The sequence below is a fragment of the Acinetobacter amyesii genome, assembly GCF_002018365.1.
GTDB classification, from domain to species: Bacteria; Pseudomonadota; Gammaproteobacteria; order Pseudomonadales; family Moraxellaceae; genus Acinetobacter; species Acinetobacter amyesii.
Genome location: NZ_MVKX01000002.1, coordinates 325927 through 350577, shown reverse-complemented (window position 1 = coordinate 350577; position 24651 = coordinate 325927). Strand labels below are relative to the sequence as shown.

Sequence of the window (24651 nt, the reverse complement as noted above, 5' to 3'; positions counted from 1 at the left end):
ATAAAAAAAGCCCGCGAAGCGGGCTTTTTTTTGTGCCGTATTGTCATAGTTAATGTGAAATTTGAACACACTTATTCAGATTTTTATATTCTATGATTAAACAACTAATCTAGGATTGATTAGTCAATGAAATTCCTTCAGATATTCAAATCTAGGGTGACGAAATGGACAATATATCTACAACAATTACAACCCAACCGACGAACCTTCTGGCTGAACCAGAAATTAGTGAAGCAACAAAGAAAAGATCTTTAATTGCGAGTACCGTAGGTAATTTACTCGAATGGTATGATTGGACAATTTATGCCGTTGCTTCCGTATATATCGCAGCAGCTTTGTTTGATAAAACAGATCCTACATCTGCATTATTAAACACGTTGGCAGTATTCGCAGTTGGCTTTATTTCTAGACCATTAGGTGGATTTATTTTTGGTCCATTAGCTAATAAATTTGGTCGAAAAAATATCATGCTCACCACTATGGTCCTGATGGCAATAGCAAGTTTCATGATTGCACTCATACCAAGTTTTTCAAGTATTGGTTATTGGGCATCATTGCTGTTACTTATTGCTAGGCTTATTCAAGGTTTTGCACATGGTGGTGAAATGGCAACATCTTTTGCATATATTGCAGAAATTGCTCCCAATAAACGCCGTGGTTTATGGGCGAGTAGCTCTTATGTTGCAAATGGTACTGGTACACTTTTAGCAACATTATCCTTTGCAGCACTGAACATATTTTTTACTTCTGAAGAGGTCTATGAATGGGCTTGGCGAATTCCATTTATTGCTGGTGGTATGCTTGCTTTTTTTGCGATTTATCTACGTCGTAACATGGTTGAAAGTCATGTCGAGTCTGAAGCAAAAAACGATGATGTCAATTGGAGCACAGGTAAGTTTTTACGTACAGGCTTTAGACTATTTCTGTATGAAGCTGGCTCGACAATTACTTTTTATACTTGGGTCGTATGCGTCTCTATTTATGCCATTACCTATCAAGGAATGGACCCGAAATCAGCGTTTATCGCGAGTTGTTGCGCACAGGTCATTTATATTATTTGCTTACCATTTCAGGGATTACTCTCCGATTATATTGGACGTAAGAAAACGACATTAATTACATATGCAGGCTGTGCTTTAGTGATGTTTCCATTATGGAATATCATTAGTAATGAACCATGGACATTATTTGTTGCACAAACGATTGGTTTGATCTTAATCGGCTTCTTAATGTCATGCAAAGCGGCCACGATGTCTGAACAAATTCCAACGAAATATCGCACGAAAATGCTCGGCTTCTTTATGTCCCTTGCTATTGCTTTATTTGGTGGTACGGCATCTTATATCAACACATGGCTATATTCGACAGATCGCGGTTGGATATTTAGTGCTTATCTCATCATTATTTGTATCGTGGCATTCTTAGTTGTTGTTCGATGGAAAGACAATACTGGTATTCCATTAGATCAAATTAAATAGCTTTTATGATCAAAAATCTCCCTTAAATAGGGAGATTTTTTATTTAACATTCCATGGATTGAGCTTAACTTTCTCCATCCAAAAGTTCATAAATGTTTTAATACGTGGACTCAAAAATTTGCGATTAGGATAAATGAGATAAATCGGTTCCAATTCCCGAATTTTATAATCACTTAAGATTGGAATTAGCTTCCCATTTTGAACATCTTTAGACACATTGTAATCAGCTAAACGGACAATACCTTGACCATCTAAAGCCAAATCACGTAAAAAATCACCCTGTGAAAAAGATGCCAATGGCTTTATTGGCAAACTAAAGCGATCTCCTTTATGTTCATATTCCCATAAATTCCAATCATTCATATAACTGAAATGAAAGCACCGATGGTTGAGTAAATCTTTTGGCTCTTTAGGGACACCATATTTGTTTAAATATTCAGGTGCAGCACAAGTAATCCATTCACTTGTGCCCAAGCGTGTCGTGACACGAGATGAATCCGGTAATTTCCCACCATAAATAGCTAAATCGATTCCTTTTTCAAACTCATCCACATAACGAGATTCAATCTTTATCTCTACCTGTAAATTTGGAAATTTTTCAATAAATTCCGGTAACCATGGCAAAATTTGATGCCTTGCAAATGTAGGCATGGTTTTAATACGTAATGAACCAGACACTTGTTCTGGAAAATGCTCTGCGAGAGAATCTGCTTCTGCCATCGCGATAACAACTTTACGCGCACTTTCTAAATATAATTGACCTTCTTCTGTCAGTGTAAGCTGTCTTGTCCCACGCTGAATTAATCGAACTTTGAGACGATTTTCAAGTCGGCTTATCATTTTACTCATAGCTGAAGGAGTCATATCATGAATTCGCGCAGCTGCAGATAAACTCCCATGTTCGTACGCCCAGATAAAAGCAAGCATTTGTTTATAATTATCCATAATAATCACTCCATTTTTATTCTATTTTTTAACGTATTTTTAAAGACTTAAACAAGTGTATATCTCCTTTAATCTATGCCATTTTTTCATAGATATTGTGAATTTTAACAGGGTAATCAATTGAATTTTCTTTGCTACCATGAACTCACAAATTGCAACACAATAAGGATTTTTAACAATGAATGTTCAAAATAAGGCAATAAATCAATATGCAGAAGATATGCCATATCAACTGCCTCAAGTTCCTTACATGCCACAAGAAATCGTGACTCAAGATGTACTAAGTGAAATGCTAAAAGATGATGATCTTTGGGTTCCAAGCTCAGAAAATGGCTGTGTAAGTTTTAAACCCCTTTTACTTAGCGTAAGTGGTGGATATTTCATTAATTTATTAAAAGTAAAAAAAAGTGGCATTTTATCGCGCCATCGTCACAATGGCCCTGTACATGCTTTTGTACTTAAAGGCCGTTGGCACTATTTAGAGCATGATTGGGTTGCGGAAGAAAACTCTTTTGCTTTCGAACCACCAGGTGAAGCACACACTCTGTATGTTCCTGAAGATGTTGATGAAATGATTACCTTATTTACTGTGTATGGTGGTTATATTTATGTTGACCCATATGGAAAAGCAGAAGGCTATGAAGATGTATTTACTAAACTGGAACAAGCCCGTGCTCACTACAGAAAGTTAGGTATTCCTGATTCAGAATTAGAAAAAATCATTCGATAATTTTCTCAAAAAAAAAAAGCCCGCTTTGCGGGCTTTTTTTTTTTTATTCACACTCAGCTTAAAAATAATGCTGATAGCCTCGGTTTTTATAGCCAGAATCCAGCTTAACCGGCTGTTCAACATTTTCTAACCTTAACAATGTCGTTAAGAACGCCTGAATTTGTTCCGTATTGAGCAGGTCTGGTTGAAAGCTTGAATGTCCAAAGCGCTGGAACAAACTGGCAATTTCACTATGTCGATTGACATATTTCATCGACCATTTTGAAAAATCGATTTGATCAATACTTTGATCAGGATAACGCACAATATCCTGATGCCGCGTATCTTGCGTAATATGCTGAAAAAGCTGTTCGAGAGCCGCTTGTTCACCTTGCAGGCATTGGAAGAACCGGCCTTCTGCATAGTAAAGCACGCCAAAAATACGCTTTTCAGTATTAAAACTGCGGGCTCTCACCAAAATATCACTTAAATCTTGTATTAAATCAAATTGTTGTTCTACACGCGTACTGGCATAACAGAGTTGTATCATTGTGTTTATTCTTCAAGTATTTGCATGATTTTAACGTGGGATGAGCGACAGAATTAGTGTAGATTTGTATGTTTTTTAATCAAATGTGCTTTTTAACTTACAACAGAAAACCGATATCACGGATACCGAAATTAGCTTCAAATTTTTAAACTGATCAACATTAAAACAATGAAACGATTCCTCTTTGAGGATGAATACAGAGGTCTCCCATGCTCAAAAATTTATTCATATTTTTATTGATCACTTGTGTATATTTTGCTGCCTTAATCATCCTGAATAATTTTGGCATTTCAGATTTTTTAAATGTCGTGATTTGCTCGCTTATCTTAGGAATAACACTGCGCACCGTGATTCCTCACTATCTTATTTATTTACTGATGATGATGACCATTGGCAGTATTTATTTTGTGCTGAATGATTTTGCTTTATTAAATATCATGTGTTTAAGCTTGGTTTTAGGAATCTTGATCTGCTCGATTTTGTTCCAATTGTGGCCACATATCATCAAAACACCATCAACACTGTTGAAACTCAAGCTCAATTGAACACCACTCATTTTTTAAACTTTCATACTGATAAAAACGCCCGCATCGCGGGCTTTTTTAGGCTTGAACATCCACTAATGTCTTGTCTCGGCGAAACATCACCTCTACATAAGAACAGGTTGGAATAATTTTTAAGTGTTTCTCACGAGCGAATTCCACCAAATGATCCAATAGCACACGAGCAACCCCTTGCCCACGTAAGGAATCATCTACCCACGTGTGATTTGCCACAATGCTGTGTTCATCACGCCATAGATAACTCATTTCTGCGAGGCGAACACCCTCAGCATTTAACTGAAAAAATTCACCTTTTTGACCGTTATCTTGATGTTGCATAGTCACTGTTTTTTCTTCCTATTTATGAAAAAATACACCGTGTAACAAACGAGAAAGTGATTGGTACAGAACTTAAACAACCTATATTCAACTGTAGGTGATAATAAATCCGTACACCTTTCACATTAATTAAAAAACAATTAAATCACACTTGCCGGATATTTTTATTATGGACCTTTATCTTGTCGCCATCTTTGTATTGCTGATTGCTGCAGCTTGCTTGGTTGTATCGCTGTATAAATCACGATCTTAATTCAATTTCACAGCTAGATTTCAAATAAAAACAGCCTGATTGCAATATGATCAGGCTGTTTTTATTTATCCAAATGATTAATTCACATCACGCTATACAATTTAGCGTATTAGCGTAGAACATCACGAATCGATTCATCTTTATCAAATACAGATTTTGCAAAAGGGCAGAGTGGAATAATTTTCACGTTCTTTTCCCGAGCAAAATTCACTGCTGCATCGAGGAGATGTCGTCCAACACCTTGTCCTCGCAAGCTGTCACTGACATCGGTATGATCAATAATAAATTTATCATCGCCTGCCCATGAGTAAGTCATCTCTGCCAAACGTTCCCTATCTTGCTCAACAAAAAAAGCCCCTTTTTTTTGATCATCATCTTGTTGTACAAACATCTTAAATTTCCTCCATTTTTTTATAAATTGGCATGTAATGCAGGTCAACTCTGTTGTTTTTGTATTAATTTAAACCGCATACACAGGGCTTAAATCGGTTCCTGCTTGTGTATAGAGCATAGTAAAATAAGCCACTTTATTTATTTGAAGACACGCATGTCTGCCTCTCCCTCCGAAACGGCTTCTTCTGGCTCTTGGACGGCTGTGATTGCTTTGGCTTTCGCAGCATTTATTTTTAATACCACTGAATTTGTACCTGTCGCTTTACTCAGCGATATTGGCAAAACCTTTAGCTTGGCCGCGACCGATGTCGGCATCATGATTACGCTCTATGCATGGGTGGTTGCGCCGATTTCTTTGCCAATCATGTTATTGACCAAAAATATTGAACGTCGTTCACTCCTGATTTGCTTATTTATGGTGTTTATTGTCAGCCATATACTGTCGTATTTCGCATGGAGCTTTAATACTTTATTGCTCAGTCGCATTGGCATTGCCTTCTCGCATGCACTTTTTTGGTCAATTACTGCATCGCTGGCGGTACGTGTTGCGCCGAAAGGCAAAGAATTTCAAGCCTTGGGGCTTTTGGCCACAGGCACAGCTTTGGCGATGGTTCTCGGTATTCCGTTTGGGCGTATGGTTGGAGAAGCCTATGGTTGGCGAAATACCTTTGCTCTGATTGGCATTGGCGCCAGTATCGTTTGCCTGATTTTAGCCAAAACGCTGCCAATACTGCCGAGTTTGAACTCAGGTTCACTGAGCAGCCTAAAACAGTTTATTCACCGTCCAAGCTTAATGATGGTCTTTGCATTAACCATTATCGTAATTAGCGCACAATTTACCGCATATAGCTATATCGAACCGTTCTCACTCAACATTGCTGCATTCAGCTCCATGCAAACCACCACGTTGTTATTAATCTTTGGTGCAGCAGGCTTTCTAGGTTCTTATCTCTTTGGGAAATTTGGTGGGAAATATCCTAAAGTTGCGATTCCTTTGAGTACAGCCACACTAGCTTTATCGATGCTGTTGTTACTTCCTGTTTCTTTGAGTTTTGCAGGTGTGAGTGCGGTGTGCTTATTGTGGGGCATGAGTATCATTGGATTTAGTCTCGCATTACAGTCAAAGACGCTGCATCTCGCATCCGATGCCACAGATGTCGCCATGGCCATTTATTCAGGTCTTTATAACGTCGGCATTGGCGGTGGCGCACTCTTGGGCGGCATGGTCAGTGTACATTTCGGTTTGAGTTATATTGGCGTGATCGGAGGAATCATCGCCGTGATCGGCACACTTTTAGCCTTAGCATTGGTACAACGTGGTGATTTTAATCCTCCCATGGCACATTAAATGAATTCGCAAATTGCCGATTGCACTTTGTACTAAAAACTGTCATGCTTTGCCGCATATTTGGACAGTGTCCAAAACAAAATTTGAACAAGGGGAGTAGCCTCCTCCAAACGTAAACCTTGTTTTACGTGTCAGAATATCGTCATTACACTTTGCAAAAAGTCGGTATCTGAGCATCGCTGCTGCAAATCATTACAGTACGATGTAGGCAAGACCTTGATCATGTTGTCTCAGGCGTTTTATTTCGTCTGGCAACTGGTCGAGGTTTTTTTATGGCTGGTTGTTAGATGTGGAGAATACACATGGAAACGATTGGCTCATTATGGCTATATCTGGCATTTTTCGGTTTAGTCACCATCATGCTACTCATCGACTTTTTAGGCTTTAAAAATAACAAAGGCCAAGAAATCAAAGTCAAAACCGCTGCCTATTGGAGTATTGCATGGGTCTCTGTGGCTACCTTATTCGGTGGTGCACTGTGGCTCTACTTACAGCAAACCGCTGGTGTCGCTGTTGCAAACACCAAAGTCATGGAATATTTCGCTGGTTATCTGCTCGAAAAATCACTCGCAATTGATAACGTTTTTGTCTGGCTCATGATCTTTGCTGCCTTTGCCATTCCACCTGCTTTGCAGCGCAAACTGTTACTCTACGGTGTCCTCGGTGCAATTGTGCTGCGTACCATCTTTATTTTTATTGGGGCATGGTTCGTTCAAGAATTCTCTTGGGTGCTGTACTTCTTCGGTGCGTTCTTGGTGTATACCGGCTTTAAATTCCTTAAGGGTTCAGACGAAGACGACAAAGATATCGAAGATATGGCAATTTTGAAGTGGCTACGTAAACACATGCGTATTACCCCTCAAATGCATGAAGATAAATTCTTCGTTCGTCAAAATGGTGTCTTGTGGGCAACGCCGCTCTTTTTAGTGTTGATCTTGGTTGAAGCATCGGACGTGATTTTTGCAGTGGACTCAATCCCAGCAATCTTTGCGGTTACCTCTGACCCATTCATTGTACTGACTGCAAACTTGATGGCGATTTTGGGTCTACGTGCCATGTTCTTCCTCTTGTCTGGTGCTGCATCGAAAATGCATTACTTACCATATGGTCTGGGCATTATCCTGGTATTTATTGGCGCTAAGATGCTGTTGCTTGATGTGTTCCACATGCCAATTTGGATTTCACTCGGCTTTATTGTGGTGACCTTAACCATCACTGCCTGGTTATCGATCCGACACAGCAAGAAGTACCATGAAACCACGCTTTAAAACACTTAGATGATTAAAAGCCTTCTTTCTAGAAGGCTTTTTTTTCTGCAACGAAAATTTGGACTAAGCTTCAGGCGTCATCAAGAGTTTGAGTTTCGGCCAGCGGTGTAAAAATTGTTTTTGCTGCACACGCTGCAAAAAAGTCGCCTGACTGACTAAACGTGGGTTCCAGCGGACATTTAACTCAAATAAATCATCTAAGCCCAAAGGAGCAATCAGCTGTATTTGCTGTTGATCATCCAATTTAACAGCGATGGCAGTAGCAGTTTCTGGCCACAATGATAGGGCATGCTCAATCGACTTGAGCGCCTGTATTGGCTCGCCATTTTCCAAGCGATACCACTGGTGTACCGTCGCTTGGTTAGTAACATCCCAATGAATGTAGGGAAATTCAGACTGCATCTGCTGTTGAATCCTTTGACCCTGTGTTCCATCATCATGTTCCGCATAATAAATCACATCCACTTCTGTGCCTTCCAGTGCATAGTGTTGTTGATGTCGCTGTGACCAAATCAAATTACGAACCACGCCTGCAGCCAAATAAGCCTGTGTATCTATGGCATACAGGGCATGTAAAATCTGCATGATGCCTTGATGCTGAAATAGGTCATGTTTTAATTGGTCTGAATAACGCATGTGCATTAAAGGGTTCATTATCGTTTTTTAAAGGGCGCTCTTGAGGTCAATATAGCAAGCGTTGCGACTCATGGTCTTTATTCATTCATCGATGCAATGTATACAGGTCAATGCTTTTGTATTATTCAAATCAAATACAATGAACAAAAAAACAGAATCACTTATAAACAGCTGTTCTATTTTTTAGAACACATTTTCACAATTACTCTAACGGTATTTTGAACCAAATTGGGCTACAATCAACCGAAAAAATTCTAAACTGCAGGTATGTCATGTCTTCTGTTATCGCATCTACAGCGATCCGTGGTCGCTTTCTAGATATTCAGAATACAGTTGCCCAAGCACGTGAAATTCACGACCAAGTGCGCTATTTCGAAGATGGTTTGCTGATTACGCAAGCCGGAAAAATTCAATGGTTCGGTCCATGGTCTGAGGGACAACACCATCTCCCAGATCAGGTTGACGTACAGCATTATCCAGATCAATTGATTGTTCCGGGTTTCATCGATACCCACATTCATTATCCACAAACGGAAATGATGGGGGCTTATGGTGAACAGCTATTGGAATGGCTTGATACTTATACCTTCCCAACTGAAATCCAATTTGAAGATCCGGCTTATGCAGAGCAAATTGCACAGTTCTTCGTAAACGAGTTACTCAAAAACGGAACCACAACAGCCCTTGTTTTTTGTACCGTTCATCCACAATCGGTCGATGCTTTATTTAAGGCTGCAGAACAGCATCAGATGCGCTTAATTGCCGGTAAAGTGATGATGGATCGACATGCACCTGAAGCATTATGTGACACTGCAGAGAGTGGCTATAACGACTCCAAAGCACTCATCGAAAAGTGGCATGGCAAGGGCCGTAACCTTTATGCCATCACGCCTCGCTTTGCCCCAACCTCAACGCCTGAACAATTGGCACGGGCAGGGGAGCTAAAAGCCGAGTATCCTGATGTTTATGTACATACGCATTTGAGTGAAAATAAAAATGAAATCGCGTGGGTCAAATCTTTATTCCCTGAGCAAAACGGCTATTTGGACGTATATCATCATTATGGTCTGACTGGATCACGTTCCGTGTTTGCGCACTGCGTGCATTTGGAAGATGCCGAATGGGACTGTATGCATCAGACCAACTCTGCCATTGCGTTTTGTCCAACCTCGAACTTGTTCTTAGGCAGTGGTTTATTTCCATTAAAGACAACATGGGAAAAACAGGTGAAAGTCGGCTTAGGCACAGACATTGGTGCAGGCACTTCATTTAACCAACTGCAAACCATCAATGAGGCCTACAAAGTTCAACAACTTCAAGGCGATAAACTGTCCGCATTTGAAGCGCTGTACCATGCCACGTTAGGGGGAGCAAAAGCCTTAGACCTAGAGGACAAACTTGGAAACTTTGATTTGGGCAAAGAAGCAGATTTTGTGGTGCTTGATTTAAAAGCCACTGCGCTACAAGCCCTACGTCAACAACGTGCCAAAAATCTAGAAGATGCTTTATTTGCCCTCATGCTGATGGGTGATGATCGTAATATCCACGCCACCTATGTGTTTGGACAATGTGCTTATGTCAAAGCATAAAACGGCTCGAACGAGACGAAAAACAGCGTTGAAAATTGGACTGATTGCCGTCGCTTGTCTGTGCTTACTCAAGCGTGACAGCACTTCCAAGAAAAACTGATTACATTTTCAACGGCAAAAAAGATGCATCTGCGAGCCAGATGTATTAAAATTGGTTCATCTTTAGAGGTGTTGCAAGTCAACACCTTTTTTATTTTTTTGATTTGCTTTTTTAGGTATCTACCCATGTCTGTTCAAATGAGCGTACTGATTTCCACTGAAGAAATTCAAGCTAAAGTGAAAGAGCTTGGCGCAAAAATTGATGCACACTATGCTAACAGCGACAAAGAGTTGGTGTTAATCGGTCTATTACGTGGTTCCGTTATTTTTATGGCTGACCTTTGCCGCGCGATTTCAAAACCGCATGAACTCGATTTCATGACCGTTTCAAGTTATGGCGGTGGGACCGTATCTACTCGTGATGTAAAAATCTTAAAAGATTTAGATGGCGACATTAAAGATAAAGATGTCTTGGTGGTTGAAGATATTATTGACTCAGGCAATACCTTAAGCAAAGTCTTAGAAATTTTACAGACGCGTAATCCAAACTCAATCGAGCTTTGTACTTTGGTCAGCAAGCCTTCACGTCGTGAAATTGACCTCGATGTAAAATTTTTAGGTTTTGAAGTCGAAGATAAATTTATCGTGGGTTATGGTCTGGACTATGATCAAAAATATCGTCATATTCCTTTTATTGGCGAAATTGGTCTCTAAGCAAGATCAGATACTTAAGAGTGGCCGAAGGCCACTTTTTTTTATTTGTTGGTTTGTTTTGAACAAAAAAACAACAGTTTTTTGCATGTTTAGGCTATAGCTCTGCGCAGTTTTGATTAAAGATAAAGATTGAACATGTCGTAAAAAACAAATACATGATAACAAAAGGAGAGTTACTATGTGGTCACTCATTGTTGCGATTGTTGTTGGTTTTATTGCTGGTTTAATTGCACGTGCGATCCATCCTGGAGATGACAAAGCCGGTTTCATCATGACCACCATTCTCGGGATAGCAGGTTCCTTACTTGCAACCTATGGCGGACGTTTATTAGGTCTGTATGGAGAAAATTCTGCTGCAGGATTTATCGCTTCCGTCATTGGTGCGATCATCGTGTTGTTTATCTATAACCTTGTAACGAAAAAAACCCGCGTCTAATTTTTATAGCACCATTAAAATACCCGCCTGTAGACGGGTATTTTTTTATTTATATTTTATTCATACCGTACAGCTGAAATTATTTGATCTCTTTTAACATCGATTCTAATTCAGCAGCAGGGTAAGCACCGGTTAAGATCGAACCGTTGGCAAAGACGATTCCCGGTGTACCACTTAGTTTTAAGCTTTTTGCTAATTTTAAATTTCGATCAATGGGGTTTGCACAGCTTTTCGCTGACTTCGGTTGAATTCCCTTATTGATTAAATTATCCCAGGCCATAGCAGGGTTTGACTCACAAAAAATCTGCTTCGATGGCGTCAACGACTGCGGTTTTATGGCGGTGACAAAAGTATACATGGTCACATCATTAAGTTTTGCCAGTTCTACTTCAAGCTTCTTACAATATGGGCAATTTGGGTCAGAAAAGATCGCGATTTGGCGCTTCCCATTCCCCCTAACTGTTTTAATTGCGTCTTGTAATGGGAGTTTATTCCACTCAGTTTTTTGCTGACTGAGGATCAATTGTTTGGTCAGATTCTTTTGATCTTTTAAACGGATCATAGAACCTGCGATCACATAATCCGCATTTTCACTCAAATACAAAACTTGATCTTCAACAAAGCCGCTATATATGCCCGGCATTTCGGTACTTTGAATATTTTCAATTTTTAAACTGGGGTGCTTTTCTGCCAAGAGCTTTTGAACGTGTGCTGCATCTGCCAAAGCAAAAGTCGAAAGGGTGGTACTCAACGCCAACGCACATATTTTTTTCAACATAGACCGAACAACTTCAACATTTAATTGATTCAGCATTCTAAGCCTTAACACGTGAAAGTCTTGGGCTTTTTTCAGTTCATTACGCAATAGCTACATGCCGTTTCACGTGGAACATATTAAGCTGCATCAGGTGAATTAATTTCAACAGACACATGCACAATTTCTTCATGAATCGACAGCGCTTGACGCACTTCATCTGCGCTCAATGCCTGACTGGTTTCTAAGGCCACAATACACGAAAACTGACCTTTACCCACTTTCCACACATGTAAGTCGGTCACATCGACGTCGACAGGCAATTGCATTAAAACCTCTCGGATCTCATCAACGACAGGGTGATCCATTTCCGCATCCAGTAATGTTTGTCCTGTTTCTTTCATCAAGCCAATGGCCCACTTACCGACAAGCACTGCACCGACAATCCCCAATAGCGCATCTAAAAATCCCCAGCCCATCCATTTTCCGGCAAATAAAGCCACAATCGCCAACACAGAAGTCACCGCATCAGCAACCACATGCATGAAGGCTGCTTTCTGATTGAGATCGTGATGATGATCATGCTGCTCCTCATGGCTATGCTCATGATGGTGATGGTGATGGTGATGGTGATGGTGATGGTCATCATGCAATAACCAAGCACAGATCAAGTTCACCAATAGACCTAAAATCGCAATAGGGATTGCTTCGTTATAATGAATTTGGACCGGGTTGAATAAGCGTTCTACCGAATGAAAAGCCATAAATGCAGCAACGACCATCAATAATATCGCGCTGCTATAGCCCGCTAAAATTTCAATTTTCCAAGTCCCAAAGCTAAAACGAGCGTCTTGGGCATAGTGGCGTGCCGCACGATAGGCAAAATAGGCCAAGCCTAATGCCAACATATGTGAACTCATATGCCAGCCATCTGCCAATAATGCCATCGAATTAAAAATCCATCCGCCAATGACTTCTAACAACATCATGACTGCCGTTAAAATGGTGGCAATTAAGATCCGTTTTTGTGCGAGTGGATTACCTTCATCAAATTGATGATGATGAATTCGGATGGATGGGGAAGTTTTCATTAGGTTCTATGCTTAAATATACTCCCCCATAGTATATTTATTTTCGGGAGAAAGTGTTGAGTCATTTACATCAGGACAAAAAGATTTTAAATCGGGTTAAACGCCTACAAGGTCAGGTCAATGCGGTTGAACTGGCTTTACAGCAACCCGAAGCAGGGTGTATCGAGGTTTTACAACAGGTTGCGGCCATCAAAGGTGCTGTAAATGGATTAATGAATGAATTAATCGAAGCACATTTACGCCATCATGTATTGCCTAAAGATGCTGAAATTAATGAAGCAGAACTGGAAGAATTTGTAAAACTGCTTAAACGCTATGGATAAAGTTACAACTGCGATTTGACCATGGAAAACAATCGGCATTAAACTGAGTCCATATATTCCTCTTTCTCATACAGCACAATATTGACCCTATTGACTGTACCTCTGCGACTTTAAAATGACCACATCTCCCTCTTGGCGACCGTTTATCATGGTGAGCCTTGCACTCTGTATGGGCACTATTGGTACAGCGCTAGCTAGTCCTCTGTATCCTATTTATCAACAACTTTGGGGACTGTTGCCGAGTCATATCACCTATATCTTTGTTGCCTACATGTTTGGTTGCTTAGCGACCTTGCTGTTTTTAGGTCGTACCAGTAACAGTTTTGGTTTTTTAAGAACCCTGCAAATCGGTATGGCGTGCATTATCTTAGGTTTAAGCTTATCGGTGTTTGCTAGTAATGCGCTGTGGTTATCTATCGGGCGCTTTATTATCGGTATTGCCTCGGGTTTAATTAGTACTTCAGCCATGCTTGGCTTGGTCTATACCATTCCTGAACAGCATAAAAATAATGCACCGCAGCTGAGTTCAATCATTACCGTGATTGGTTTTGGTCTTGGCCCATTTATTGGTGGGGTGATTGCCCAATTTTCGGAACAGCCTTTAGTCACCCCTTATATCCCTGTGATCTTTGGGGGTTTGGCATGTCTAATAGGGTTATTTTTTATTCGCACACCGAACTTTGAGCCACAGCCTTTTTCAGTGGCACCACATTTGGAATTGCCTGAAAAGCGTGATCATTCACGATTTTATATCGCCGGACTGACTGCCTTTTGTGCCTTTGGCTCTTTTAGCTTATTTGCATCACTCGCACCCTCTTTCGTCAAAGATGCGATCCCATGGCATGGGCCTTTGGTCAGTGGTAGTGCCATTGCGAGTATCTTACTGGTTTCTGCAATTGTGCAATTTATGGCGAAATCAATTCCTTCTGCAAAATGTGTCAATGCCGGCTTAATGGTGTTAATACTGAGCTATGCGCTCCTTGCGCTATGTATGACCCAACATTGGAGCGCATTATTTTTTATTAGCGATGTTTTAGTCGGTGTCGGGCATGGTCTGGGGCTTTTAGGTGCATTTGGCTTAGTTCATCAAATGACCAACAATCAAAACCGTGCTGCGGTGATCTCGACCTATTTATTTATTGGATATCTAGGCACCATTATTCCAATTATTGCAGCCGGCTATTTATCTGATCATTTCGGCTTGATGGTCGGTGTTTTAGGTTTTTGTATTGGCGTAGGCTTATTGTGTATCGGCTTATTGTTTTGGCACCGCAGTCTGAACACCAATTAACCACGGATCATATTCAAGAAGCATCTTGTATTGGGTGCTTCTTAAACCCAAAAACAATTAAGAAACCCTATAAAAATCAATCAAATTAAATTAAGATCTTGTGTGATGTGATTCAAAAATTTAAAAAAATGCTAAAAATTCAATGTCAAATTAACACTGCGGAAAATCAAATCATCGCCAGCAGCGAATACGGGAATATTCACTATATTTTACCGTTTGAATCCTTACCGCAATTAGAAACCTATGATTTTATCGTTTGGGGCTTTTTACCCATTGCCATGCGCCTTGGCATCCCGCTGCATGTAGATGGACCTATTTCAATACAAACCCTCCACTCCGCACGTGAGGTTTCAACGGTGTGGGCCGCTTGGTTACCTGATTTATATCAACCAGTCATGCTCAGTGCTGCATCGATTATCCAAACACCACCGGCAAACCAACCCACTCAAAATTTAAGCTTTTTTAGCGGTGGGATTGACTCCACATATAGTACATACAAAGCTTTTCTTGAAAATGGGCAAGACTCTGATTGTCTCACTGTGCATGGAATGGATTATAAATTTGATGACCATGAAAAATTTCAGGCCTTAATGGATCAGACCCATAGTTTTAGAAGCCAAGTTTTTAAGCAAAGTCGCGTGGTAAAAACTGATGCTTACGCGCTGTACAGTAAATATGGCTGTAACCCTAAAGGTTCGCATGTCACACATATCTTTTCGCTGTTTTCCTGCGCTTCGATTTTTGAACATTACCAGCAATATAGAATTTCAGCCGATTACCGTTTAGATCAACAATTATTCGTTCATCCCTATGGCTCAAATACGGCATCAAACCGATTGATGAAGAACCGATCTGGGGTCTTAATCACCCTCGACGATGATGTCACCCGATCACAAAAAACCGCATTTCTAAGCCAATCGAACTTAGATTTACAAACCCTGTCGATCTGTGTGGACTATAGGGCTCGACCTAAAAATTGTGGTCAATGCAGCAAATGTATGCGCACCAAAGCCATGTTTTATGCCACCAGCCCCGAAATTCCCGATATCTTTTTAGATCAGCGTTTTGAAAAAAAGTGGGATCAATCCATTCCATTAAGTTCAAAAATCAATCGTGCTTTTTTAATTGATATTTTGTCAGCAGTCGAAAAATCTTCGCAACAGCAACAATTTCCAGACTATGCAACCCTCAAAGTCAAAGTTGAAGCAGCTTCAAAAAGAGCAGCAATCAATCCTTTTTATGGGATGAAAATAAAAGATGTGCTGAGAACGATCATTAAAATCATTTTTGGCTCAAACCCACGCTAAAGCGATGCAAAAAAAAAGCACGATGTTTTCGAACATCGTGCTTTGGATGGATCTATCCATAGGTGAAATGAGGAGCTCAATCGTTTTATTACTTTCCGATACAGAAAGATCCAAAAATCTTCCCGAGTAGATCATCTGCACTGAAATCGCCCGTAATTTCACCTAAGGCATTTTGCGCCAAACGTAGAGACTCGGCTACCAACTCACCTGCATGATAAACCACCAACTGCTCACGTGCTTCTGCAAGATAGCGCTGAGTGCGCTTCATTGCGTCTAAATGACGTGTTCGAGCAATAAAGGTATCTTCTTCTGGTTGAAAGCCTGCATGCGCTGTAATCGCATCAATAAGCGCTTGGACGCCAGTTTCTTGTTTAGCCGAAACGCGAATATGTCGAAAACCGTTTAAATCGGTCATTTCCGCGGTAGATCCCGTCAAATCGCATTTGTTACCAATCAACATCAACCGCTTCGGTTCGATATGATCGGCAAAGTACGCTTGAGCCAATTGCAGTGGATCTTCGCCTTGACTTAAGTCATAGACCAAAAGTAACAAGTCAGCTTGCTCAATTTCTTTAATTGCGCGGCGAATCCCTTCTTTTTCAACAATATCACCGGTTTCACGTAAACCAGCGGTATCGGTCAAAGTAATCGGCAAACCATTGAGGCTGATTTTTTCATGTAAAACATCACGTGTCGTACCTGCAATATCCGTCACAATCGCACGTTCCACACCCGCCAAAGCATTGAGTAGAGATGACTTACCTGCATTGGGTTTACCGGCAATCACCACTTGTAAACCTTCACGTAGTAGCTGACCTTGACGAGCAGACTGCTGTACAGCATGGACCGAGCTTGCCACTTCATCCAATAAGCCCAAAATCTTACCATCCGCCAAAAAGTCGATTTCTTCTTCAGGAAAATCAATCGCTGCTTCCACATGCAAACGCAAATGGATAAGTTTTTCTAGCACCGTATTGACCTTGCTCGAAAAGGCACCTTGTAATGAACGTACCGCAGAACGTGCCGCAGCTTGTGAGGTGGCATCAATCAGGTCGGCAATCGCCTCGGCTTGCACCAAGTCCATTTTGCCATTTTCAAAGGCGCGCATTGAAAATTCGCCCGCTTTCGCAGCAATAGCACCCAATTCAAGTAACCGTGCCAATAATGCATTTTGAATAACAGGGCCGCCATGACCTTGAAGCTCCACCACATCTTCACCCGTAAAAGAGTGCGGATTTGGAAAGCAAATCACCAAACCTTCATCCATGATTTCATTCGATGCATCATAAAACTTACGGAAACCAGCAAAACGTGCTTGTGGTAAGGATTGCTGCGTTAATGCTTCTGCAATGGCATAAGATTTGGGACCAGACAGGCGAATCACGCCGACACCACCACGACCCGGCGGTGTGGCAATTGCTGCGATGGTGGTTCGGTTTAACATAAAATTCACCTAAAAAATTTTCAAACGACAGATAAAGAAAAATCCGCCTAAGATTACCATCTTAAGCGGATTTATTCAGCCCATCAGCAATGCTTAGTTTGCTGAGTCAGCCGCTTCACGTTTTAAACGGTCTTTTTCAACTGATTTGTTAATCAAACCTTGTTGAAGAATAGTAATACTGTTGTTACAGATCCAGTAAAGCACAAGGCCCGCAGGGAAGAACAACATAAATACCGTAAAGATCACTGGCATGATTTTGAAGACTTTCGCCTGCATTGGATCAGCCGGTTGTGGGTTCAAACTTTGCTGAATGAACATGGTCAAGCCCATTAATAGCGGCAAAATAAACCATGGATCCATCGCAGATAAATCTTGAATCCAACCTAACCATGGCGCATGACGTAGTTCAACAGACTCCATCAATACCCAGTACAAAGCAAGGAAGATCGGCATTTGGAGCAATAACGGAAAACAGCCCGACAATGGATTCACTTGTTCACGTTTATACAATGCCATCATTTCTTGCGAAAAGCGCATACGGTCTTCACCGAACTCTTCTTTCATGCGTTGCATTTCAGGTGCAATCACGCGCATTTTCGCCATGCCACGATAACCTTTAGCTGACAATGGCCACAAGATCAGTTTCACCAGAATCGTCAATAGAATAATTGACCACCCCCAGTTACCCACTAAACCATGGAAGAATTGTAGGCCTAAGAACAGTAATTTCGCGATTGGCCACAACCAACCGTAATCTACAGTTTGGTTTAAACCAACAGCTAAATCTTTCAATTCAGATTGAATTTTTGGACCTGAATAGAACGTTGCATCTACTTCTGCCACAGTTCCTGCAGGAACATTGATTGCAGGCGATGTGAACTGAATAATGTTCATATCATCGGTAGATTTACGTGACTCAAGTTTCGCAGCATAAGGCTGACCATTGGCTTGCGTTAATTTGATCTGTCCAGGAATCCACGCACTCACGAAGTAATGCTGAACCATTGCAACCCAACCACCAGTTGCTTCAACATTCAATTTTTCTTCATTGAAGTTAGCAAATTTAAGTTTGTTGTAATGTTCTTCAGGCGTACCCCATGCACCACCAAGGAATGTACCTAAAGTGAAAATACCTTGATCAGATTTACCTGGATCTTCAGAGTTGTCGCGTTTAAGCTGACCAAACATCTGACCTTGCCAGTTCTGAGCACTGCGGTTCACGATTTTATGATTTACAACAACAGGGTATTCACCTTCAGTGAAGTTAAAGGTTTTAATCACCTCTACACCATCTGCTGTTTTATAAACCATTGGTACTGACAAAACTTTTGCTGTTTGGCCATCTTTACCCTTCACAGCTTTTGCGTCATTCAACGTATATGAAGATTTTTCAATCTCATAGGTTGGACGTCCTTTCGGATTGCTGTCAGGGCCATTAAGACCAATTAAGCCAGACTGAGCAACATAAGTCCGTTTTGCATCGCTTTCAAGCATTACAAACGGTTCGTCGCTGTCTTTATTTTTGTCATGATTGAGTAATTCAATACGAACAATATCGCCACCCTTTGGATTAATCCAAAGATGGTAAAGGTCAGTTTGTACTGAAATTAACTGTTGACTAACAGGTGCAGTGGCATCTGTTGTTTGTTGTGTAGCAGCATTATTTGCTTGCGGCACATCAGTAGCAGCCGTAGCTGTCTGGCCATTTGGCAAATCGGCAGATACTTCATGCGTTACCACCGCAGCATTTTGCTGAGGTTTTTGTTCCGCATTTCCATAATCTTTCTGCCAAGCCAAAATGAGCAAATATGCGACAACAAACATGGCCCCTAGAATTGCAATCCTGGCCCATTGTTGCATAGGTATTACCCCAAGTGGTTAGAGTGATTTTGGTTCAATAAACGTTCACGAAAGGGTACAGCAACGTGAAGCGTTTGAGAATCTATTTGCTGAAATGAAATAAAACGAATTGCTTTTGATGGAACAGGATCATAGCCTGAACCGCCCCAAGGATGACAACGGCAAATACGCTGAACAGCTAGACACACTCCACGTACAGCACCATGTTGATGGACTGCTTCCAAAGAATATTGAGAACATGTTGGAATATAACGACAGCGTGGTCCCAATAAAGGACTAATCGCAATCTGATAGAAACGAATGAGCCAATGCAGTAAACGAACCATTGGTCATCTCTACGCTTGTGGGGAGGTAGCTATTTTTTTATGCTTATTTGCAAGGCGCTGCAATTTTTGCCAAGCAAATTGTAATTGCTGATGCAACTCTGCATTCGGTACCGCCTCTATGCCCATTTTTGGCATAACGACAATATCTAATACATTAGACTGCTGTTGATGCAGGCGAAAACTTTCGCGTGCAAGTCGTTTTACTCGATTTCTTTCATGTGCGCGGCGCACTTTTTTCTTAGCAACAACAATACCCAAACGGCTATTCGGCTGTTCGGAGATTTTTGCTAGAAATAAGAAATGGGGTTGATGCACTTTAAAAAGCGCACCATCGAACACACTTTTATAATCGGCAGCACAGTGTATTCGCACATCTGTGCTAAAGCCGTAAAGTGTTGTCATAACACCCAAGTCTTGACAGTCTTAACTGAAATTAAACAGTTAAGCTGTGACGACCTTTTGCACGACGACGCGCTAATACTTGACGGCCAGCTTTAGTAGCCATGCGAGCACGGAAACCATGAACGCGTTTACGTTTCAACTCAGAAGGTTGGAAAGTACGTTTCATATCGAAACTCCAAAAATGATCTTTCAGTAAAGGTTCGCGATTTTAGTGCTCATTGCTTGAGCTGTCAATGAAAAACACGCTTTCTTTCAAAATCTAGGCTGTGATATATCAAGATAATATAAGGATTAGAAATCAGTCAGAAAGTTTTAAATTAAAATACTCACAAACTAAATCATTGTATATGTTAATTATTTAAGTTATCTTCAAGTTTACTCACAGTTTTATCCACAATCTCAAATTTGCGAATTGGTTTTTATGAATTTAAATTTGAATTTAAACCAACCATCAAGTTATCCCCAGAATGGGTCGATCTTATAAATAAATTCAAATTTTAAAATTTAAATTTATTACTATTAGTGTTGATATTTTCTGTGGAAAACGTATTTTTAGATTTAAAAAACAAATATTTATATTGTGGATAACGATGTTTTTATAATTTTGATAGTTTGTGGATAACTTTGTGCTACAATTTATCCACAGCTTGCGGATAAACTTATCCACACGTGATTTAAATTTAAATTTAAACTCAATTTGTGTTTTTTTGATCGATTTCGACTGATTTGTTCATGACAGATGTGGATAAGATGGTTAGAATGGCTGCCCGCTTAGGCGGGGTTGAATTATTTTTTACGTACAATGGACTGAAATAGGGGTTTCACATGCTTTGGACAGACTGCTTAACTCGCTTGCGACAAGAGCTTTCAGGAAATGTCTATACAATGTGGATACGCCCACTGGTGGCAGAAGATGCAGGTGATAGTCTAAAACTCTATGCACCGAATCCATATTGGACACGCTATATTCAAGAGCACCATTTAGAACTGATTTCAATTTTAGCGGAACAGTTGTCTGAAGGTCGGGTACGTAAAGTTGAGATTTTGGTCGATTCACGACCTGGTGCAATTTTATCTGCAGCTGAGCAACCAGCAACAACCACCGCAGCATTAGAGTCAACGCCACAAGTGTCGGTACCAACACGTCCTAAAAAAGAAAAAGAAGAGACGTCTTTAAAAAATAACCGTAAGCGTCAGCTTAACCCATTGTTTACCTTTTCCTTGTTTGTTGAAGGCCGTTCCAATCAGATGGCGGCAGAAACCTGTCGTAAAGTCTTGACGCAGCCAGGTGCTTCGCAGCATAACCCGTTATTTTTATATGGACCGACTGGTTTAGGTAAAACCCATTTAATGCAAGCCGTAGGTAATGCATTATTGCAAGCGAAGCCGAATGCACGTGTGATGTACATGACGGCTGAAAGTTTTGTACAAGACTTTGTGAGCTCGCTACAGCAAGGTAAGGTCGAAGAATTTAAGAAAAACTGTCGTTCATTAGATTTGTTATTGGTGGATGATATTCATTTGTTGGCGGGTAAAGAGGCTAGCTTGGTTGAGTTCTTCTATACCTTCAACGCGTTATTGGATGAATCTAAGCAAATCATTTTAACCTCAGATCGTTATCCAAAAGAACTGACTGAGCTAGATCCACGATTGGTTTCACGTTTTTCGTGGGGCTTATCAGTAGGTGTTGAACCGCCTGATATTGAAACCCGTATTGAAATTTTACTGAAAAAAGCGGAAAGCAATGGGGTGGAACTTCCACGGAATTGTGCGCTGTTTATTGCCCAACAAGTGGTTGCCAATGTCCGTGAACTAGAAGGTGCGCTGAATAAAGTCGTAGCCATTTCTCGTTTTAAAGGCACCCCAATCGACCTTGATGTGGTCCGTGAATCATTAAAAGATGTGTTGGCGATTCGTGCGCGCACCATCAGCACGGAAAATATTCAGCGTGTGGTGAGTGAATATTTCCGTATTCCACTGAAAGAATTGGTTGGTCCAAAACGTACACGCATTTATGCACGTCCACGTCAGTTGGCTATGGGGCTAGCACGTGAGCTGACAGGGGATAGTTTCCCTGAAATTGGTATGGCTTTTGGTAATCGTGACCACAGTACTGTGATGCATGCCTGTGAAAAAGTACAAAGCCTGCGTGAAGAAGATCCAATCTTCAATGAGGACTATAAAAACTTGCAACGTCTGCTGCAAAGTTAAGTCTTTTCGTTCAAATTCTGTTCTTGCAATGCGGTATATTCTGCCGCATAGTACACTGCTAAAAAATTAATTTATTTTGTCTGTCTTCAGTTTTTAGAGGAATGTATCGTGCGTTTAAAAATCGCGAAAGAAAGCTTACTGAATGTTCTATCACATGTCGTAGGAGCGGTTGAACGTCGCCATACCTTAAATATTTTATCCAATGTAAAAGTACAGGTAACAGAGCAAGCTTTGACCATTACCGGTTCAGATCTTGAAGTTGAACTGGTTGCAAGTACACCACTTACTGAAGGTGCATGTTTACAAGCCGGGGTGACGACTGTTCCTGCGCGTAAATTGATGGATATCTGTAAATCATTGCCGTCAGCGGCATTGATTGATTTGCAAATTACTGAAGATCAACGTTGTATTTTAAAATCTGGAAACAGTCGTTTTGTATTGGGTACTTTGCCTGCAGAAGACTATCCATTATTAACCACTGAAAATACTCAAGGTACTCAAGTTGGTGTGACTCAGCGTGAGTTAAAGCGTTTATTTGAAAAAACGTCTTTTGCCATGGCGGTTCAAGATGTGCGTTTTTATTTGACGGGTACTTTGCTTGAAATTGATGAAAATCAATTGCGTGCAGTAACGACCGATGGTCACCGTTTAGCAATGTGTGAAACAGCGGCAAGCTCGAATGCAACACAAGCAATGCAAGCGATTGTTCCACGTAAAGCTGTAGGTGAATTGCAGCGTCTATTGAGTGTTGAAGACGAGCAATTGTCGTTGTTAATTGGTCGTGAATTATTAAATGTAACAATTACCATTGCCAGCCGTGATAAAGAGCAGGGTGATATTACCGTACGTTTCACCACCAAATTGATCGATGGTAAATTCCCTGACTACCGCCGTGTGATTCCACGTGGTGGTGATAAAAATGTGCGCATTGCACATGATGTATTTAAACAATCACTACAACGTGTGGCGATTTTAAGTAATGAAAAATTGCGCGGCGTATTCTTGAAGTTTGATGCGGACACTTTACAACTTCGTGCCAATAACCCTGAACAAGATGAAGCGATCGAAGATCTCGCGATTCAATATGCTGATGCACCGATGGAAATGTCATTCAATGCACAGTACTTATTGGAAGTTCTGAATGTGTTGGATGGTGATGATGTTGCAATGACCATGACAGAAGCGAACCAGTCGGTATTGGTACAAGATCCACAGCAACAAGATCAAACCTATGTTGTGATGCCAATGCGTGTTTAATTCGGACTGATGTCTCAATTATTATGCATATCACGCGTTTACATGTAGAACGTGTTCGAAATTTAAAGACGGTTGCACTCTCTGGGTTGCAGCCGTTTAATGTCTTTTATGGGCAAAATGGTTCAGGTAAAACTTCTGTATTAGAAGCAGTACATTTGCTGGCAACTGGACGTTCTTTTCGAACCCATATTCCGAAAAACTATATTCAAAATAATAGCCCTGACGCTGTCGTCTTTGCGCAGTCTGCAACAGACCGTATTGGCATGCAAAAAATGCAGTCGGGTGAGCAAGTGATTAAAGTCAATGGCGACCTTGTGGGGACACAAGGGCAGTTGGCCAAGATTTTACCGCTACAACTCATCGATCCACAAAGTACCGATATTATTGATCATGGTGCGAAGCCACGACGTCAACTTTTAGATTGGTTGATGTTCCACGTGGAACCGGAGTTTTACCATGCATGGCAATATTATGCACGCGCATTAAAACAGCGGAATAGTTTGCTGAAATCACGACGTCATTTGAGTCTGTCTGACTTAGAACCGTGGAACAAAATGCTCAGTGATTATGGTGAGATATTACATAGTCTGCGCAGTAATGTGGTGGAGCAGTGGACTCGATATTTCCAACAAGATCTCGAAGCCTTATTGCCTCATTTAACAGTAACATTAGAATATAGTGCAGGCTTTCATGCTGAAACAGGACTGCTGAATGATCTGACCAATCAGCACTTTAAAGACTGCGAACGTGGCTATACCGAGTATGGTCCGCACCGTGCAGATTTAAGGTTAAAAACCGCTATGGGGGATGCAGATGTTGTGCTCTCTCGTGGGCAAAAAAAGTTATTGATCATGGCGTTAAAACTGTCACAGATTGCAATGCTACATGCTTGTAATAAGGAAACTGTGGTATTATTAGATGATCTGACAGCAGAATTAGATTTAACCGCACAACAGCGTTTAATTGAGCGTTTAAGCCATCTTGGTAGTCAAGTTTTTATTACCACTTTAGACCATGATTCAGTGCAAAAACACTTACATGATTTATCTATTTCTTATCAATTATTCAAAGTTGAAAATGGTACGGTGCAGGCTGTTGTGCAATGAAATACCACCTTTGGATAGACCTATTTTTCACTAGGGAGAA

Annotated in this window: 26 protein-coding genes; 13 read left to right on the top strand and 13 right to left on the bottom strand. The window is 40.8% G+C overall.

Annotated features, from left to right (window positions below):
- Positions 1–164: 164 nt before the first annotated feature.
- Positions 165–1478: an MFS transporter gene (locus tag B1202_RS05295; protein WP_078189527.1), complete on the top strand. Its 1314-nt coding sequence runs from the start codon at positions 165–167 to the stop codon at positions 1476–1478.
- Between the two features lie 39 nt (positions 1479–1517).
- On the opposite strand, the gene B1202_RS05290 is transcribed toward B1202_RS05295, so the two are convergent.
- Positions 1518–2423, bottom strand: coding sequence for a LysR family transcriptional regulator (locus B1202_RS05290; protein ID WP_078189526.1), 906 nt, complete (start codon positions 2421–2423; stop codon positions 1518–1520).
- A gap of 178 nt (positions 2424–2601) precedes the next feature.
- Between B1202_RS05290 and B1202_RS05285 the strand changes: the two genes are divergently transcribed.
- Positions 2602–3153 (top strand): 2,4'-dihydroxyacetophenone dioxygenase family protein, encoded by a 552-nt coding sequence (locus tag B1202_RS05285; protein WP_078189525.1) that lies wholly within the window; start codon positions 2602–2604, stop codon positions 3151–3153.
- Between the two features lie 58 nt (positions 3154–3211).
- Here the strand turns inward: B1202_RS05285 and B1202_RS05280 are convergent, their stop codons facing one another.
- The 4 genes from B1202_RS05280 to B1202_RS05265 form a co-directional block, all read right to left on the bottom strand.
- Positions 3212–3682: a BLUF domain-containing protein gene (locus tag B1202_RS05280; protein WP_078189524.1), complete on the bottom strand. Its 471-nt coding sequence runs from the start codon at positions 3680–3682 to the stop codon at positions 3212–3214.
- 160 nt (positions 3683–3842) lie between these two features.
- Positions 3843–4028 carry a hypothetical protein gene (locus tag B1202_RS16365; protein WP_143221571.1) on the bottom strand — a complete coding sequence of 62 codons (186 nt, stop codon included), beginning with the start codon at positions 4026–4028 and terminating at the stop codon, positions 3843–3845.
- A 256-nt stretch (positions 4029–4284) separates the two neighbouring features.
- Positions 4285–4569: a GNAT family N-acetyltransferase gene (locus B1202_RS05270; RefSeq protein ID WP_143221570.1), complete on the bottom strand. Its 285-nt coding sequence runs from the start codon at positions 4567–4569 to the stop codon at positions 4285–4287.
- Positions 4570–4925: 356 nt separating this feature from the next.
- The gene (locus B1202_RS05265) at positions 4926–5231 is read right to left on the bottom strand and encodes a GNAT family N-acetyltransferase (RefSeq protein WP_349629784.1); all 306 of its coding nucleotides are present in this window, start codon (positions 5229–5231) and stop codon (positions 4926–4928) included.
- Between the two features lie 132 nt (positions 5232–5363).
- Here B1202_RS05265 and B1202_RS05260 point away from each other — a divergent pair, with 132 nt between their 5' ends.
- Both B1202_RS05260 and B1202_RS05255 read left to right on the top strand, forming a co-directional pair.
- Positions 5364–6557: a sugar transporter gene (locus B1202_RS05260; RefSeq protein ID WP_078189520.1), complete on the top strand. Its 1194-nt coding sequence runs from the start codon at positions 5364–5366 to the stop codon at positions 6555–6557.
- Positions 6558–6859: 302 nt separating this feature from the next.
- Positions 6860–7825, top strand: a complete 966-nt coding sequence (locus B1202_RS05255; RefSeq protein WP_078189519.1) for a TerC family protein — start codon at positions 6860–6862, stop codon at positions 7823–7825.
- A 63-nt stretch (positions 7826–7888) separates the two neighbouring features.
- Here B1202_RS05255 and B1202_RS05250 read toward each other — a convergent pair whose 3' ends face one another.
- Positions 7889–8467, bottom strand: a complete 579-nt coding sequence (locus B1202_RS05250; RefSeq protein WP_143221569.1) for a nucleotidyltransferase family protein — start codon at positions 8465–8467, stop codon at positions 7889–7891.
- Positions 8468–8733: 266 nt separating this feature from the next.
- On the opposite strand from B1202_RS05250, the gene guaD reads away from it, so the two are divergent.
- The 3 genes from guaD to B1202_RS05235 all read left to right on the top strand — a co-directional run bounded on the left by guaD (position 8734) and on the right by B1202_RS05235 (position 11239).
- A complete protein-coding gene (guaD, locus tag B1202_RS05245; RefSeq protein WP_078189518.1) occupies positions 8734–10050 on the top strand; it encodes a guanine deaminase in 1317 nt (438 codons plus the stop codon).
- Between the two features lie 225 nt (positions 10051–10275).
- Positions 10276–10803 carry a hypoxanthine phosphoribosyltransferase gene (gene hpt, locus B1202_RS05240; RefSeq protein ID WP_078189517.1) on the top strand — a complete coding sequence of 176 codons (528 nt, stop codon included), beginning with the start codon at positions 10276–10278 and terminating at the stop codon, positions 10801–10803.
- A 178-nt stretch (positions 10804–10981) separates the two neighbouring features.
- Positions 10982–11239, top strand: a complete 258-nt coding sequence (locus B1202_RS05235; RefSeq protein WP_078189516.1) for a GlsB/YeaQ/YmgE family stress response membrane protein — start codon at positions 10982–10984, stop codon at positions 11237–11239.
- Positions 11240–11318: 79 nt separating this feature from the next.
- On the opposite strand, the gene B1202_RS05230 is transcribed toward B1202_RS05235, so the two are convergent.
- A complete protein-coding gene (locus B1202_RS05230) occupies positions 11319–12017 on the bottom strand; it encodes a DsbC family protein (RefSeq protein ID WP_078189554.1) in 699 nt (232 codons plus the stop codon).
- Between the two features lie 116 nt (positions 12018–12133).
- Positions 12134–13084 (bottom strand): CDF family Co(II)/Ni(II) efflux transporter DmeF, encoded by a 951-nt coding sequence (dmeF, locus tag B1202_RS05225; RefSeq protein WP_078189515.1) that lies wholly within the window; start codon positions 13082–13084, stop codon positions 12134–12136.
- Positions 13085–13140: 56 nt separating this feature from the next.
- On the opposite strand from dmeF, the gene B1202_RS05220 reads away from it, so the two are divergent.
- From B1202_RS05220 to B1202_RS05210, 3 genes are all read left to right on the top strand, one after another.
- Complete coding sequence (locus B1202_RS05220) at positions 13141–13407, top strand: metal/formaldehyde-sensitive transcriptional repressor (RefSeq protein WP_078189553.1); 267 nt, start codon at positions 13141–13143, stop codon at positions 13405–13407.
- A 115-nt stretch (positions 13408–13522) separates the two neighbouring features.
- Positions 13523–14698: an MFS transporter gene (locus tag B1202_RS05215; protein ID WP_228145131.1), complete on the top strand. Its 1176-nt coding sequence runs from the start codon at positions 13523–13525 to the stop codon at positions 14696–14698.
- Between the two features lie 128 nt (positions 14699–14826).
- Positions 14827–16005, top strand: a complete 1179-nt coding sequence (locus tag B1202_RS05210; RefSeq protein WP_143221568.1) for a hypothetical protein — start codon at positions 14827–14829, stop codon at positions 16003–16005.
- An 88-nt stretch (positions 16006–16093) separates the two neighbouring features.
- On the opposite strand, the gene mnmE is transcribed toward B1202_RS05210, so the two are convergent.
- The 5 genes from mnmE to rpmH all read right to left on the bottom strand — a co-directional run bounded on the left by mnmE (position 16094) and on the right by rpmH (position 20203).
- On the bottom strand, positions 16094–17449 hold the full coding sequence (gene mnmE, locus B1202_RS05205; RefSeq protein WP_078189512.1) for a tRNA uridine-5-carboxymethylaminomethyl(34) synthesis GTPase MnmE: 1356 nt from the start codon (positions 17447–17449) through the stop codon (positions 16094–16096).
- A 93-nt stretch (positions 17450–17542) separates the two neighbouring features.
- Positions 17543–19309: a membrane protein insertase YidC gene (gene yidC / locus B1202_RS05200; protein WP_078189511.1), complete on the bottom strand. Its 1767-nt coding sequence runs from the start codon at positions 19307–19309 to the stop codon at positions 17543–17545.
- Between the two features lie 5 nt (positions 19310–19314).
- The gene (gene yidD, locus B1202_RS05195) at positions 19315–19635 is read right to left on the bottom strand and encodes a membrane protein insertion efficiency factor YidD (protein ID WP_078189510.1); all 321 of its coding nucleotides are present in this window, start codon (positions 19633–19635) and stop codon (positions 19315–19317) included.
- Between the two features lie 9 nt (positions 19636–19644).
- Positions 19645–20037, bottom strand: a complete 393-nt coding sequence (gene rnpA / locus B1202_RS05190) for a ribonuclease P protein component (RefSeq protein WP_078189509.1) — start codon at positions 20035–20037, stop codon at positions 19645–19647.
- 31 nt (positions 20038–20068) lie between these two features.
- Complete coding sequence (gene rpmH, locus B1202_RS05185) at positions 20069–20203, bottom strand: 50S ribosomal protein L34 (protein ID WP_000831329.1); 135 nt, start codon at positions 20201–20203, stop codon at positions 20069–20071.
- Between the two features lie 659 nt (positions 20204–20862).
- Here rpmH and dnaA point away from each other — a divergent pair.
- The 3 genes from dnaA to recF all read left to right on the top strand — a co-directional run bounded on the left by dnaA (position 20863) and on the right by recF (position 24611).
- Positions 20863–22248, top strand: a complete 1386-nt coding sequence (gene dnaA / locus B1202_RS05180; RefSeq protein WP_078189508.1) for a chromosomal replication initiator protein DnaA — start codon at positions 20863–20865, stop codon at positions 22246–22248.
- 108 nt (positions 22249–22356) lie between these two features.
- Positions 22357–23505, top strand: coding sequence for a DNA polymerase III subunit beta (dnaN, locus tag B1202_RS05175; protein ID WP_078189507.1), 1149 nt, complete (start codon positions 22357–22359; stop codon positions 23503–23505).
- 23 nt (positions 23506–23528) lie between these two features.
- Positions 23529–24611, top strand: coding sequence for a DNA replication/repair protein RecF (gene recF / locus B1202_RS05170; protein WP_078189506.1), 1083 nt, complete (start codon positions 23529–23531; stop codon positions 24609–24611).
- Positions 24612–24651: the final 40 nt, after the last annotated feature.

Excerpts from the sequence above, each read along its gene's own strand:
- recF (WP_078189506.1), top strand. The coding sequence starts at position 23,529 with ATGCATATCACGCGTTTACATGTAGAACGTGTTCGAAATTTAAAGACG.
- rpmH (WP_000831329.1), bottom strand. The coding sequence starts at position 20,203 with ATGAAACGTACTTTCCAACCTTCTGAGTTGAAACGTAAACGCGTTCAT.
- B1202_RS05215 (WP_228145131.1), top strand. The coding sequence starts at position 13,523 with ATGACCACATCTCCCTCTTGGCGACCGTTTATCATGGTGAGCCTTGCA.
- hpt (WP_078189517.1), top strand. The coding sequence starts at position 10,276 with ATGTCTGTTCAAATGAGCGTACTGATTTCCACTGAAGAAATTCAAGCT.
- B1202_RS05250 (WP_143221569.1), bottom strand. The coding sequence starts at position 8,467 with ATGCACATGCGTTATTCAGACCAATTAAAACATGACCTATTTCAGCAT.
- dmeF (WP_078189515.1), bottom strand. The coding sequence starts at position 13,084 with ATGAAAACTTCCCCATCCATCCGAATTCATCATCATCAATTTGATGAA.
- yidC (WP_078189511.1), bottom strand. The coding sequence starts at position 19,309 with ATGCAACAATGGGCCAGGATTGCAATTCTAGGGGCCATGTTTGTTGTC.
- dnaA (WP_078189508.1), top strand. The coding sequence starts at position 20,863 with ATGCTTTGGACAGACTGCTTAACTCGCTTGCGACAAGAGCTTTCAGGA.
- B1202_RS05285 (WP_078189525.1), top strand. The coding sequence starts at position 2,602 with ATGAATGTTCAAAATAAGGCAATAAATCAATATGCAGAAGATATGCCA.
- B1202_RS05235 (WP_078189516.1), top strand. The coding sequence starts at position 10,982 with ATGTGGTCACTCATTGTTGCGATTGTTGTTGGTTTTATTGCTGGTTTA.
- B1202_RS05210 (WP_143221568.1), top strand. The coding sequence starts at position 14,827 with ATGCTAAAAATTCAATGTCAAATTAACACTGCGGAAAATCAAATCATC.
- B1202_RS05260 (WP_078189520.1), top strand. The coding sequence starts at position 5,364 with ATGTCTGCCTCTCCCTCCGAAACGGCTTCTTCTGGCTCTTGGACGGCT.
- B1202_RS05280 (WP_078189524.1), bottom strand. The coding sequence starts at position 3,682 with ATGATACAACTCTGTTATGCCAGTACGCGTGTAGAACAACAATTTGAT.
- guaD (WP_078189518.1), top strand. The coding sequence starts at position 8,734 with ATGTCTTCTGTTATCGCATCTACAGCGATCCGTGGTCGCTTTCTAGAT.
- mnmE (WP_078189512.1), bottom strand. The coding sequence starts at position 17,449 with ATGTTAAACCGAACCACCATCGCAGCAATTGCCACACCGCCGGGTCGT.
- yidD (WP_078189510.1), bottom strand. The coding sequence starts at position 19,635 with ATGGTTCGTTTACTGCATTGGCTCATTCGTTTCTATCAGATTGCGATT.
- B1202_RS05255 (WP_078189519.1), top strand. The coding sequence starts at position 6,860 with ATGGAAACGATTGGCTCATTATGGCTATATCTGGCATTTTTCGGTTTA.
- B1202_RS05290 (WP_078189526.1), bottom strand. The coding sequence starts at position 2,423 with ATGGATAATTATAAACAAATGCTTGCTTTTATCTGGGCGTACGAACAT.
- rnpA (WP_078189509.1), bottom strand. The coding sequence starts at position 20,037 with ATGACAACACTTTACGGCTTTAGCACAGATGTGCGAATACACTGTGCT.
- B1202_RS05230 (WP_078189554.1), bottom strand. The coding sequence starts at position 12,017 with ATGTTGAAAAAAATATGTGCGTTGGCGTTGAGTACCACCCTTTCGACT.
- B1202_RS05295 (WP_078189527.1), top strand. The coding sequence starts at position 165 with ATGGACAATATATCTACAACAATTACAACCCAACCGACGAACCTTCTG.